We start from the raw sequence: 11,939 nt of genomic DNA, 5'->3' as shown, positions 1-11,939 counted from the left end.
CTCGGAATCACCTAGAGTTGACCCTTGGTGTTCTGCACGCCTGCTTCGGCATGCCTGACGAGCTGTGTTCTCACGGATCTTCAGCTCGGTGAGCGGAACCATCGCACGACCAGCATCCCAAACTCAAGCGATAGTGAGGCTATGGCCAAGAAAGACGGCGTCATCGAGATCGAAGGCTCGGTTGTCGAGGCCCTCCCGAACGCGATGTTCCGGGTGGAACTCACGAACGGGCACAAGGTCCTCGCGCACATCTCAGGAAAGATGCGCCAGCACTACATCCGCATCCTCCCCGAGGACCGCGTGATCGTCGAGCTGAGCCCATACGACCTGACGCGCGGCCGCATCGTCTACCGCTACAAGTAAGGGTTGCTCGGAAAGTAACGGCCCGCGACATCTCGCGGGTACGAGGACAGCGACATCAAGGAACAATCGTGAAGGTCAACCCCAGCGTCAAGCCCATCTGCGACCACTGCAAGGTGATTCGCCGCCACGGCCGCGTCATGGTCATCTGCAAGTCGAACCCGCGCCACAAGCAGCGCCAGGGCTAGGCACCAGACGTCGGGGCGCATCGCGCCCCGCTTCCCGCAACTGAACACATCGGCAGCGCCAGAACCGCAGGCATCCACGGATGCCGCGGGGACACCTCAGGTTGGAGGCCCGGGCACCGGCGCTGCTCCACACCTCCACTTCGAAACAGGAGAAGCCACACATGGCACGTCTGGCAGGAGTCGACATCCCGCGCGAGAAGCGCGTGGAGATCGCACTGACTTACATCTACGGCGTCGGCCGCACGCGAGCGCTCACCACGCTTGCCGAGACCGGCATCGACGGAAACATCCGCGTGAAAGACCTCAGCGACGACCAGCTCGTCGCGCTGCGCGACTACATCGAGGGAAACTTCAAGGTCGAGGGTGACCTCCGCCGCGAGGTGGCCGCCGACATCCGCCGCAAGGTCGAGATCGGCTCGTACGAGGGCATCCGCCACCGTCGCGGTCTCCCGGTCCGCGGCCAGCGCACCAAGACCAACGCTCGTACCCGCAAGGGCCCGAAGCGCACCGTCGCCGGCAAGAAGAAGCCCGGCCGCAAGTAACCGCTCGTCGCCAGATCTAGGAGATTTCACACATGGCAGCACCCAAGGCGGCTACTCGCAAGCCGCGCAAGAAGGAAAAGAAGAACATCGCCGTGGGCCAGGCCCACATCAAGTCGACGTTCAACAACACGATCGTCTCGATCACCGACACCAACGGTGCCGTGATCAGCTGGGCCTCCTCCGGTGGCGTCGGCTTCAAGGGCTCGCGCAAGTCGACCCCGTTCGCCGCGCAGCTCGCCGCCGAGTCGGCCGCTCGCCAGGCGCAGGAGCACGGCATGAAGAAGGTCGACGTCTTCGTCAAGGGCCCCGGCTCGGGCCGCGAGACCGCGATCCGCTCGCTCCAGGCCGCAGGCCTCGAGGTCGGCAGCATCAACGATGTGACGCCCCAGGCGCACAACGGATGCCGCCCGCCCAAGCGTCGCCGCGTTTGATTCGCTCCCGGTGATCGAGGAGAGGTCCGGCTCAGCCGGGCACTCCTCGATCACCGGGACATCCGTTCTCTCACACAACTCAAGATCCTCGTACTCGCAGGTGTCATATAGCGGACACCCTGCCGAAAGGAATCAACAGTGCTGATCGCACAGCGCCCGACGCTCACCGAAGAGAACATCTCGGAGTTCCGTTCGCGTTTCGTGATCGAGCCCCTCGAGCCGGGCTTCGGTTACACCCTGGGCAACTCGCTCCGTCGCACCCTCCTCTCCTCGATCCCCGGCGCAGCCGTGACGAGCATCCGCATCGACGGCGTGCTCCACGAGTTCTCGACCGTTCCGGGCGTGAAGGAGGATGTCACCGAGATCATCCTCAACATCAAGAACCTGGTCGTCTCCAGCGAGCACGACGAGCCCATCACCGCGTACCTGCGCAAGCAGGGCTCCGGTGAGGTCACGGCCGCCGACATCTCCGCTCCGGCGGGTGTCGAGGTGCACAACCCCGAGCTCGTCATCGCGACGCTCAACGACTCGGCGAAGTTCGAGCTCGAGCTCACGATCGAGCGCGGCCGTGGCTACGTCTCGGCCAGTCAGAACCGCAACGAGTACTCCGAGGCCGGCCAGATCCCGGTCGACTCGATCTACTCGCCGGTGCTCAAGGTCACCTACCGCGTCGAGGCCACCCGTGCCGGCGAGCGCACCGACTTCGACCGCCTCGTGGTCGACGTCGAGTCGAAGCCGGCCATCACGCCGCGCGACGCGATCGCCTCGGCGGGCCGTACGCTCACCGAGCTGTTCGGTCTCGCCCGCGAGCTGAACACCGCTGCCGAGGGCATCGAGATCGGCCCCGCGCCGGTCGACGCCGTGCTCTCCAGCGAGCTCTCGATCCCGATCGAAGACCTCGACCTCTCGGTGCGCAGCTACAACTGCCTGAAGCGCGAGGGAATCAACACGGTGTCCGAGCTCGTCGCCCTGTCGGAGTCGCAGCTCATGAACATCCGCAACTTCGGTCAGAAGTCGGTGGATGAGGTCAAGGACAAGCTCACCGAAATGGGCCTGTCGCTGAAGGACTCCGTCCCCGGATTCGACGGCGCCCACTTCTACACGGGCTTCGACGACGAGAACTGAGACGGCCAAGGCGGCCGCCGCACCAACCCCCGACTACTGGAGATAACGAACCATGCCGAAGCCCACGAAGGGCCCCCGCCTCGGAGGCGGACCCGCCCACGAGCGGTTGATGCTCGCGAACCTCGCGGCTGCGCTGTTCACGCACAAGCGCATCACCACCACCGAGACGAAGGCCAAGCGCCTGCGTCCGCTCGCCGAGCGTCTCGTGACGTTCGGCAAGCGCGGCGACCTTCACGCGCGCCGTCGCGTGCTCGCCGTCATCGGTGACAAGACCGTCGTGCACGAGCTGTTCACGGTCATCGCACCCCAGGTCGCCGACCGTGAGGGCGGCTACACCCGCATCACGAAGATCGGCAACCGCAAGGGCGACAACGCGCCCATGGCGGTCATCGAGCTCGTGCTCGAGCCCGTGACCCCGAAGAAGCGGGCCGCGAAGCCGGCCGCCGAGGCGCCCGTCGCCGAGGAGGCTCCCGTCGAGGTCGAAGAGACCGCAGCGGTCGAGGAGACAGAGGCTGCTGCCGAGGAGACCTCCGAGGCTGCCGCCGACGAGGCTCCCGTCGAAGAGGCCGAGCCCGCCGAGGCCAAGTAGTCTCGACGCTCGTTCACGAAGGACCCCGGTGCATGCGCCGGGGTCCTTCGCCGTCTCCGGCGTGCCTCGGCGTCTAGGCTGGGAGGCGTGACCGAGCACGACCCGCTGACGCTTCGCGAGGGCGCGCCCGTCGCGCCCGAGATCGCTCTCGAAGCCGCCGCCGACGCGGTATCCCTCGCGCGACTTCGCTTGAGCCTCGCCTACGACGGTGCTGGCTTCACGGGGTGGAGCCGTCAGCCGGGGCTCCGCACCGTGCAGGGCGTGCTCGAAGACGCGCTCGCGACCCTGTTCCGCCGGTCGGGGGTCGCACCTCGGCTCACGGTCGCCGGTCGAACGGACGCCGGCGTGCATGCGATCGGCCAGGTCGCCCACCTCGATGTGCCGCGCGAGGCGCTCAGCGCTGTGACGAGAGTGCGCCGCGGTCATCCGGGTGAGGCGACGAGCGATGCGAGCGTGCTCGCACGTCGACTCACCGGCATCCTCGGCGCGGGCTCCGATGTCGTCGTGAACGGCATCGATCATGCACCCCGCGGCTTCGATGCGCGGTTCTCGGCCGTGTGGCGGCGGTACGAGTATCGCGTGGCCGATGCATCCGCTCGCCGCGACCCGCTTCAGCGTCACCGAACGGTCGCCCACCCGCGAGTACTCGACGACGCGGCGATGGGGGCAGCCGTCGACCGGCTGGTGGGGCTGCACGACTTCGCCGCATACTGCAAGCCGCGAGACGGTGCCACGACGATCAGAACCCTGCAGTCCTACCGCTGGCGCCGTGACGCCGACGGCGTGCTCGTCGCGTCGCTGCAGGCCGATGCCTTCTGCCACTCGATGGTCCGCGCGCTGATCGGCGCGGCCGTCGCGGTGGGCGAGGGGCGGCTGACCGTCGAGGAACCGGCGGACCTGCTTCGAGCGGCCCATCGCACGAGCGCCTTCATGGTGATGCCCGCCAAGGGCCTCGTGCTGACCGAGGTCGGGTACCCCGACGACGGCGAGCTCGAGGCCCGTGCGGCGCAGACCCGGGCCCGGCGGGAGTTGCGCGTGCAACCGGACTCGACCGGCGCCGAGGAGCCGAAGGTGGGGGAGCGATCCGGGGTCGATTGGACGCCCGGGGCATGAACCGCTAAACTTGCCCGTTGGTGCCGTCGTCCGCGGCGGCATCCGAAGATGAGCCCTCCAACGGGGCGTTCGAACGCATCGCAGGCGAACACCCACCGGAGTGGGATTCACGAACTTCTCACTCGATCAGAAAGCAGCACTTCCGTGACGCGCACTTTCACTCCCAAGCCGTCCGACATCCAGCGCGACTGGGTCGTCATCGACGCAACCGACATCGTCCTCGGTCGCCTCGCGAGCCACTCCGCAGCCCTGCTGCGCGGCAAGCACAAGGCGATCTTCGCGAACCACGTCGACACCGGTGACTTCGTCATCATCGTCAACGCCGACAAGGTGGCCCTCACCGGTCAGAAGCTCGAGCAGAAGAAGGCCTACCGCCACTCCGGGTACCCGGGTGGCCTCAAGGCCGTCAGCTACGCCGAGCTCCTTGAGAAGAACCCCGTCCGCGCCGTCGAGAAGGCGATCCGCGGCATGCTCCCGAAGAACTCGCTCGGTCGGGCCCAGCTCAAGAAGCTAAAGGTCTACACCGGGCCGGAGCACCCGCACGCGGCTCAGCAGCCCAAGCCGTACACCCTCACCCAGGTCGCCCAGTAATTCCGGCACCCTCGACGTTCTCGAAATAAGGATTCACACCACCATGGCGAAGATCGCAGACCAGATCGAAGCGGCTCCCGAGAGCTACACCACCGAGAGCGCCGCCGAGGCAGCTCCCAGCACCCCCCGCCCCGTGCTCAACGTGTCGGGCGCCGCCGTCGGTCGCCGCAAGCAGGCCATCGCGCGCGCGCGCCTCGTTCCCGGCGCCGGCGGCATCACCGTCAACGGCCGTGAGTTCGCGGCCTACTTCCCCAACAAGCTGCACCAGCAGCTCATCACCGACCCGTTCACCGTGCTCGAGCTCACCGGCTCGTACGACGTGGTCGCGAAGATCACCGGCGGCGGACCCTCGGGCCAGGCCGGTGCGCTGCGCCTCGCGATCGCTCGTGCGCTGAACGAGATCGACCGCGAGAACAACCGTGCGACGCTCAAGAAGTCGGGCTTCCTCACGCGTGACGCTCGCGTCATCGAGCGCAAGAAGGCCGGACTCAAGAAGGCGCGCAAGGCGCCGCAGTTCTCGAAGCGCTGATCCCGGCGACCGGTCCTTCGTCGATGCCACGGCTATTCGGAACCGACGGGGTGCGGGGCCTGGCCAACCGTGAACTCACGGCTGACCTGGCCCTGGGCCTCGCCCAGGCTGCAGCTGCAGTCCTCACGCAGGGCCGTCACGCCGACGAGCTCCGCGCCGCCGGCCGGCGCCCCGTCGCTGTCGTGGCGCGCGATCCGCGCGTCTCGGGCGAGTTCATCACCGCCGCCGTCTCGGCCGGGCTCGCGAGCTCGGGTGTCGACGTGCTCGATGCAGGAGTCATCCCCACCCCCGCGGCCGCGTTCCTGATCGACTCGATCGGCGCCGACTTCGGCGTGATGATCTCGGCGTCGCACAACCCCGCGCCCGACAACGGCATCAAGTTCTTCTCGTTCGGCGGCACGAAACTGCCCGATGAGGTCGAAGACCGCATCGAGTCCTTCCTCGGGCGCCAGAAGCTCGCGCCGGTCGGCGACGGAGTCGGCCGCATCCGCCGCTTCGCCGATGCCGAAGACCGCTACATCGTGCACTTGCTGGGCACGCTGCCGCACCGCCTCGAAGGCCTGAAGATCGTGCTCGACTGCGCGCACGGCGCTGCCGCCGGCGTCTCGCCCCAGACCTTCACCGACGCGGGCGCCGAGGTCGTCGTCATCGGGGCCGATCCCGATGGCATGAACATCAACGACGGAGTGGGTTCGACCCACCTCGAGCCGCTGCAGGCCGCCGTCCTCGAGCACGGCGCCGATCTGGGCATCGCGCACGACGGCGACGCCGACCGGTGCCTGGCCATCGACGCCGACGGCAACGTCATCGACGGCGACCGCATCCTGGCGATCCTCGCCGTCTCGATGAAGGAGCGCGGCGCGCTCACCGACGACACGCTCGTCGTGACCGTCATGTCGAACCTCGGCCTGCGCCGCGCGATGGCCGAACACGGCATCCGCGTCGTGGAGACGAAGGTCGGCGACCGCTACGTGCTCGAGGCCCTCGCGGCCGAAGGCCTCGCCCTCGGCGGGGAGCAGTCGGGTCACGTGATCATGAGCGAGTTCGCCACGACCGGCGACGGCGTGCTGACCGGACTGCACCTCGCGGCCGAGATGGCGCGCACAGGCAAGTCGATGGCAGAGCTCGCCTCGCTCATGACCGTCTACCCGCAGGTGCTCGTGAACGTGCGCGGGGTCGACCACCACGCCCTCGGCGGTGACGCCGAGATCGCAGCCGCGGTCGCCGCAGTCGAGGCCGAGCTCGGCGACACGGGTCGCGTGCTGCTGCGACCGTCGGGCACCGAGCCGATGGTTCGGGTCATGGTCGAGGCGGCCGATCAGGAGGCCGCCGAGCGCCACGCCGAGAAGCTCGCCGCAGTGGTGCACGATCGGCTGGCAACCGCCTGAGGTCTCCCGCCCCGCGACGCGGGGTGCGTGGGTCAGAGCTTGCGGAGCAACACGCTCGACACGGCGTGGTCGGCGCTCTTGCGCAGCACGAGCGAGGCGCGCGATCTCGTCGGCCGGATGTTCTGCAGCAGGTTCGGCTCGTTGATGGAGTGCCAGATTTCGTGAGCGCGGGTTCGGGCCTCGGTCTCGGTGAGGCTCGCAAAGCGGTGGAAGTACGAGCGCGGGTTGACGAACGCGCCGCGCTGGAGCTTCAGGAACCGTTCCTCGTACCAACGGGCGATATCGCTGGTGCGCGCATCGACGTAGATCGTGAAGTCGAAGAGGTCGCTGACCGCGAGCCGATGGCCCGGTCCGGGGGGCTGCAGCACGTTCAGGCCCTCGACGATCAGCACGTCGGGCCGGCGCACGGTGACCTGGGCGTCGGGCACGATGTCGTAAGCGAGGTGCGAGTAGAACGGAGCGCGCACTTCGGCGGCACCGGCCTTCACCTCGCTCACGAAGCGCAGCAGCGCGCGCCGGTCGTACGACTCGGGGAATCCCTTGCGGGCCATGAGGCCGCGCCGCTCGAGCTCGGCGTTGGGGAAGAGGAAGCCGTCGGTCGTGACGAGCTCGACGCGCGGCGTGTGCTCCCAGCGGGCGAGCAGCTCGCGGAGCAGCCGGGCGATCGTCGACTTGCCGACGGCGACCGAGCCGGCCACGCCGATGACGAAAGGCGTCGACTCGAACCGCTCGCGCAAGAACTCGCTCGTGACGTTGTGCAGCGACTTCGTGCCGCCCACGTAGAGATTCAGCAGCCGGCTGAGCGGCAGGTATACCTCGGCGACCTCGCGCGGGTCGAGGGGCTCGCCGAGACCGCGCAACTGCACGATCTCGGTCTCGCGCAGGGGTGAGGGCATCGACGGCGCGAGCGCGGCCCAGTCGGCCCGATCGAGTTCGACGAACGGGGAGATCTGCGCCGTGTGCGACGAGGGACTCTGCGGATCGGACACCGTGCCAGTGTAGTCAGCACGCCAGGTCCGGACGTCAGCACGCCGGGCCCGGACGCCAGCACGCCGGGCCCGGACGCCAGCACGCCGGGCCCGGACAGCGCGACCGCACACCGGCGCGCCAGTAGAATCGAACCATGTGTGGAATCGTCGGATACGTCGGAGAGCGCAACAGCCTCGACGTCCTTATGGGAGGCCTTCGCCGCCTCGAGTATCGTGGCTACGACTCGGCGGGGGTGGCGGTCGTCGATGACGACGGTGCCATCGAAACCATGAAACGGGCGGGCAAACTACAGGTGCTCGCCGATGAACTCTCCGAGAACCCTCTGCACCGAGGTGGCACGGGGATCGGGCACACCCGGTGGGCGACTCACGGCGGCCCGACCGACAGCAACGCCCACCCGCACCTCGGCGACGACGGGCGTCTCGCGCTCATCCACAACGGCATCATCGAGAACTTCTCCGAGCTGAAAGAGGAGCTCCTCGCCGAGGGCTTCTCCTTCGAGAGCGAGACCGACACCGAGGTGGCCGCTGTGCTCCTCGGCAAGGAGTACGCGGCGACGGGCGACCTCCGCGAGGCGTTCCGCAACACCGTGTCGCGGCTCGACGGCGCGTTCACCCTGCTCGCGGTGCACCGCGCGGAGCCGGGCGTCGTCGTCGGAGCGCGCCGGAACTCGCCGCTCGTGATCGGCCTCGGCGAGGGCGAGAACTTCCTGGGGTCGGATGTCGCGGCATTCGTCGAGTACACGAAGCGCGCCGTCGCGATCGGCCAGGACCAGATCGTGACGATCACGGCAGACGAGGTCGTCGTCACGGACTTCGACGGGCAGCCGGTCGAGGTCGAGTCGTTCGAGGTCGCCTGGGACGCCTCCGCCGCCGAGAAGGGCGGCTGGTCGTCGTTCATGCGCAAGGAGGTCGCCGAGCAGCCCGAGGCCGTGGCGAAGACGCTCCTCGGCCGGGTCGTCGACGGCCGGGTCGTGATTCCCGAGCTCGAGTCGTTCGGCGATGAGGAACTCCGCGGCATCCGTCGCATCACCCTGATCGCGTGCGGCACGGCCGCCTACGCGGGGATGGTCGCGAAGTACGCGATCGAGCAGTGGGCGCGAGTGCCGGTCGAGGTCGAGCTGAGCCACGAGTTCCGCTACCGCGAGCCGGTGCTCGACGAGCACACCCTCGTCGTCTCCATCAGCCAGTCGGGCGAGACCATGGACACGCTGATGGCCGTGAAGTACGCCCGCGAACAGGGTGCCCGCACGATCTCGATCTGCAACACGCAGGGTGCCACGATTCCCCGTGAGTCCGACGCGGTCGTCTACACGCACGCAGGCCCCGAGGTCGCCGTCGCGTCGACGAAGGCGTTCGTGGCGCAGATCGCGGCGCTCTACCTCTTCGGCCTGCACCTCGCGCGGGTGCGCGGCACGCTCTCCGCCGAGGCGCTCGCAGATCAGCTGGCCGAGCTGCAGGCGGTGCCCGAGAAGCTCGAGGCCGTGCTCGCCGAGTCCGAGAAGGTCACTCAGCTCGCGCACTGGATGGCCGACACTCGTTCCGTGCTCTTCCTCGGCCGTCACGTCGGCTACCCGATCGCGCTCGAGGGAGCGCTGAAGCTCAAGGAGCTCGCCTACATCCACGCCGAGGGCTTCGCGGCGGGCGAGCTCAAGCACGGGCCGATCGCGCTCATCGAGCCCGGCCAGCCGGTCTTCGTCGTCGTACCGAGCCCGCGTGGTTCGGCGGCACTGCATCCGAAGGTCGTCTCGAACATCCAGGAGATCCGCGCACGCGGCGCCCGCGTGATCGCCATCGCCGAGGAGGGCGACGCCGCGGTGCTGCCGTTCGCCGACGAGGTGCTGCGCATCCCGCTCGCGGCGCCGCTCTTCGAGCCGCTCCTCGCGGTCGTGCCGCTGCAGATCTTCGCGATGGAGCTCTCGCAGGCCAAGGGCCTCGACGTCGACCAGCCTCGGAACCTGGCGAAGTCGGTCACGGTCGAGTGAGCCGACGGGCGCGGGGGAGAGCGGCGTGATCGCAGGAATCGGCATCGATGTCGTCGACATCGCCCGGTTCGAGCGATCCATGACGCGGACCCCCGCGCTTCGCGACCGCTTGTTCGCCGAGAGCGAACGGGACCGACCGGCCCGCTCGCTCGCCGCCCGATTCGCGGCGAAAGAGGCGCTCATCAAGGCGCTCGGCGGTAACAGGGTGATCCGGTGGCATGACATGCGAGTCGTGCAAGACGAGCACGGCAACCCCGATTTCGAGCTGTCCGGGGCCATCTCGCAGCTCACTCGCGAACTCGGCATCGATCGGGTGCACCTCACGATGAGCCATGACGCCGGCATCGCGAGTGCGTTCGTCGTGCTCGAGACCGGGGGGAGCGGGGCATGAGCGGGTCGGATGCTGCGGAGCGCCCGTTCCGCGAGGCGGTCGTCGACCTCGGCGCCGTGCGCGAGAACGTGGCCGCCCTCGCAGCAGCCGTGGCGCCCGCGCAGACGATGGCGGTCGTGAAGGCCAACGCCTACGGCCACGGCGCCGTTCCGGTGGCGAGGGCGGCGCTCGCAGGCGGGGCCGACTGGCTCGGCGTCGCCGACATCGACGAGGCGCACGAGCTTCGCGGTGCCGGCATCGACGCGCCGCTCCTCGCCTGGCTGCACGACCCCGGGGCCGCATTCGCTCCCGCGATCGAGCGCGACATCGACCTCGGTGTCTCGTCGCTCGGCCAGCTCGAGGCGATCGCGGATGCCGCGGCATCCGTCGATCGCATCGCGGCCGTGCACCTGAAACTCGACACCGGGCTGAGCCGCAGCGGCGTCGCCCCCGAGCACTGGGCCGCGGTCGTGGCTCGCGCGGCCCGCCTCGAGCAGGCCGGCCACATCCACGTTCGTGGACTCTTCAGCCACCTCGCGAACGCCTCGCCCGACGACGATGTGCGCCAGGTCGAGGCCTTCGACCGCGGGCTCGTGCAGGCCTCGACCGCGGGGCTTCGCCCCGAGGTACGCCACCTCGCGTCGACCGCGGGTGCGCTGCGGGTGCCGGCCGCGCGATTCGACCTCGTGCGCATCGGCATCGGCATCTACGGCATCCCCCCGTTCGGCGACGGCACGACCGCCGCCGAGCTGGGACTGCGCCCCGTGATGACTTTGCGCGGCCGAGTCGCTGCTGTACGCCGGGTCGAGCCCGGAACAGGCGTCTCCTACGGCTACACCTGGCGGGCCGAACGCCCGACGACGCTCGCGCTCGTGCCCCTCGGCTACGCCGACGGCATCCCCCGTCACGCGTCGGGCCGGGCCGAGGTCTGGATCGCCGGTGCCCGCCGCCCGATCGTCGGCCGCGTCGCGATGGACCAGTTCGTCGTCGACGTCGGCGACGACCACGTCGAGACGGGCGACGAGATCGTGCTGTTCGGCGACCCGGCGACGGGCGCGCCGTCGGCCGACGACTGGGGCGATGCCGCAGGCACCATCGGCTACGAGATCGTCACCCGCATCGGCCCGCGGGTGCCGCGGCGCTACGTGGGCGGCGCATGATGCGGTTCGAGGCGCCCGACACGGCGGCCATGGAGGCGTTCGGCCGTGAGCTCGGGGCGATGCTCCGCGCCGGCGACGTCGTGGTGCTCACCGGGCCGCTCGGGGCCGGAAAGACCACCCTGACGCGGGGCATCGGCGCCGGTCTCGGTGTGCGCGGGCCGGTGCAGAGCCCGACCTTCGTGCTCGCGCGCACCCATCCGAGCCTCATCGGCGGCGCTCCGCTCGTGCACGTCGACGCCTATCGGCTCGGCAGTGCGGCCCTGCTCGACGACCTCGACCTCGATTTCGACCGCTCGGTCGTCGTCGTCGAATGGGGCGCGGGGCTCGTCGACGACGTCACGGACTCCTGGCTCGAGATCGTGATCGACCGGCCGACGGGTGCGCGCGCGACGGATGCCGCGACGGATGCCGCAACGGATGCCGCAACTGACGCCGAGCACGTCGTCGCGCCCGATGCCGACACCGATGCCGATGCCGCCGACGCTGACGCGGCTCTCGACGCCGACGAGCCCCGCGTCGTCACCGCGACGGGATTCGGCCCCCGCTGGGCGGCCACCCCGTTCGCCGCGCCCGCGTAGG

15 protein-coding genes are annotated in these 11,939 nt (G+C 69.2%); 14 read left to right on the top strand and 1 reads right to left on the bottom strand.

Annotated elements, in window-relative coordinates:
• Window positions 1–141 precede the first annotated feature (141 nt).
• From infA to glmM, 10 genes are all read left to right on the top strand, one after another.
• Window positions 142–363 carry a translation initiation factor IF-1 gene (infA, locus tag DCE93_RS11435; RefSeq protein WP_021759551.1) on the top strand — a complete coding sequence of 74 codons (222 nt, stop codon included), beginning with the start codon at window positions 142–144 and terminating at the stop codon, window positions 361–363.
• 68 nt (window positions 364–431) lie between these two features.
• Window positions 432–548, top strand: coding sequence for a 50S ribosomal protein L36 (rpmJ, locus tag DCE93_RS11430; RefSeq protein ID WP_005050492.1), 117 nt, complete (start codon window positions 432–434; stop codon window positions 546–548).
• 161 nt (window positions 549–709) lie between these two features.
• On the top strand, window positions 710–1,090 hold the full coding sequence (gene rpsM, locus DCE93_RS11425) for a 30S ribosomal protein S13 (protein WP_108595987.1): 381 nt from the start codon (window positions 710–712) through the stop codon (window positions 1,088–1,090).
• 32 nt (window positions 1,091–1,122) lie between these two features.
• Complete coding sequence (gene rpsK / locus DCE93_RS11420; protein WP_022889749.1) at window positions 1,123–1,521, top strand: 30S ribosomal protein S11; 399 nt, start codon at window positions 1,123–1,125, stop codon at window positions 1,519–1,521.
• A gap of 138 nt (window positions 1,522–1,659) precedes the next feature.
• Window positions 1,660–2,646, top strand: coding sequence for a DNA-directed RNA polymerase subunit alpha (locus tag DCE93_RS11415; protein ID WP_108595986.1), 987 nt, complete (start codon window positions 1,660–1,662; stop codon window positions 2,644–2,646).
• A 52-nt stretch (window positions 2,647–2,698) separates the two neighbouring features.
• A complete protein-coding gene (rplQ, locus tag DCE93_RS11410) occupies window positions 2,699–3,235 on the top strand; it encodes a 50S ribosomal protein L17 (protein WP_108595985.1) in 537 nt (178 codons plus the stop codon).
• Window positions 3,236–3,376: 141 nt separating this feature from the next.
• On the top strand, window positions 3,377–4,348 hold the full coding sequence (locus tag DCE93_RS11405) for a tRNA pseudouridine synthase A (RefSeq protein ID WP_108596746.1): 972 nt from the start codon (window positions 3,377–3,379) through the stop codon (window positions 4,346–4,348).
• 144 nt (window positions 4,349–4,492) lie between these two features.
• Window positions 4,493–4,939 (top strand): 50S ribosomal protein L13, encoded by a 447-nt coding sequence (gene rplM, locus DCE93_RS11400; RefSeq protein ID WP_108595984.1) that lies wholly within the window; start codon window positions 4,493–4,495, stop codon window positions 4,937–4,939.
• A gap of 43 nt (window positions 4,940–4,982) precedes the next feature.
• A complete protein-coding gene (gene rpsI, locus DCE93_RS11395; RefSeq protein ID WP_108595983.1) occupies window positions 4,983–5,468 on the top strand; it encodes a 30S ribosomal protein S9 in 486 nt (161 codons plus the stop codon).
• Window positions 5,469–5,491: 23 nt separating this feature from the next.
• Window positions 5,492–6,856, top strand: coding sequence for a phosphoglucosamine mutase (gene glmM, locus DCE93_RS11390; RefSeq protein ID WP_108595982.1), 1,365 nt, complete (start codon window positions 5,492–5,494; stop codon window positions 6,854–6,856).
• Window positions 6,857–6,888: 32 nt separating this feature from the next.
• On the opposite strand, the gene coaA is transcribed toward glmM, so the two are convergent.
• On the bottom strand, window positions 6,889–7,845 hold the full coding sequence (coaA, locus tag DCE93_RS11385) for a type I pantothenate kinase (protein WP_108595981.1): 957 nt from the start codon (window positions 7,843–7,845) through the stop codon (window positions 6,889–6,891).
• 134 nt (window positions 7,846–7,979) lie between these two features.
• Here coaA and glmS point away from each other — a divergent pair, with 134 nt between their 5' ends.
• From glmS to tsaE, 4 genes are read left to right on the top strand one after another with little or no spacing between them, the layout of a single operon-like run.
• Window positions 7,980–9,830, top strand: coding sequence for a glutamine--fructose-6-phosphate transaminase (isomerizing) (gene glmS / locus DCE93_RS11380; RefSeq protein ID WP_108595980.1), 1,851 nt, complete (start codon window positions 7,980–7,982; stop codon window positions 9,828–9,830).
• 25 nt (window positions 9,831–9,855) lie between these two features.
• Window positions 9,856–10,221 (top strand): holo-ACP synthase, encoded by a 366-nt coding sequence (locus DCE93_RS11375; protein ID WP_108595979.1) that lies wholly within the window; start codon window positions 9,856–9,858, stop codon window positions 10,219–10,221.
• Entirely contained in the window at window positions 10,218–11,360 is a 1,143-nt protein-coding gene (gene alr / locus DCE93_RS11370) for an alanine racemase (RefSeq protein ID WP_108595978.1), read from the top strand. The genes DCE93_RS11375 and alr overlap by 4 nt, the downstream gene beginning before the upstream one ends.
• A complete protein-coding gene (tsaE, locus tag DCE93_RS11365) occupies window positions 11,357–11,938 on the top strand; it encodes a tRNA (adenosine(37)-N6)-threonylcarbamoyltransferase complex ATPase subunit type 1 TsaE (RefSeq protein ID WP_108595977.1) in 582 nt (193 codons plus the stop codon). The genes alr and tsaE overlap by 4 nt, the downstream gene beginning before the upstream one ends.
• Window position 11,939: the final 1 nt, after the last annotated feature.

The organism is Agromyces badenianii (assembly GCF_003070885.1).
GTDB classification, from domain to species: domain Bacteria; phylum Actinomycetota; class Actinomycetes; order Actinomycetales; family Microbacteriaceae; genus Agromyces; species Agromyces badenianii.
Note: the sequence above shows the minus strand (reverse complement) of the source record. Positions and strands in the feature narration are given on the sequence as shown.

Excerpts from the sequence above, each read along its gene's own strand:
- infA (WP_021759551.1), top strand. The coding sequence starts at position 142 with ATGGCCAAGAAAGACGGCGTCATCGAGATCGAAGGCTCGGTTGTCGAG.
- rpsM (WP_108595987.1), top strand. The coding sequence starts at position 710 with ATGGCACGTCTGGCAGGAGTCGACATCCCGCGCGAGAAGCGCGTGGAG.
- rpsK (WP_022889749.1), top strand. The coding sequence starts at position 1,123 with ATGGCAGCACCCAAGGCGGCTACTCGCAAGCCGCGCAAGAAGGAAAAG.
- rplQ (WP_108595985.1), top strand. The coding sequence starts at position 2,699 with ATGCCGAAGCCCACGAAGGGCCCCCGCCTCGGAGGCGGACCCGCCCAC.
- rpsI (WP_108595983.1), top strand. The coding sequence starts at position 4,983 with ATGGCGAAGATCGCAGACCAGATCGAAGCGGCTCCCGAGAGCTACACC.
- glmM (WP_108595982.1), top strand. The coding sequence starts at position 5,492 with ATGCCACGGCTATTCGGAACCGACGGGGTGCGGGGCCTGGCCAACCGT.
- glmS (WP_108595980.1), top strand. The coding sequence starts at position 7,980 with ATGTGTGGAATCGTCGGATACGTCGGAGAGCGCAACAGCCTCGACGTC.
- alr (WP_108595978.1), top strand. The coding sequence starts at position 10,218 with ATGAGCGGGTCGGATGCTGCGGAGCGCCCGTTCCGCGAGGCGGTCGTC.
- tsaE (WP_108595977.1), top strand. The coding sequence starts at position 11,357 with ATGATGCGGTTCGAGGCGCCCGACACGGCGGCCATGGAGGCGTTCGGC.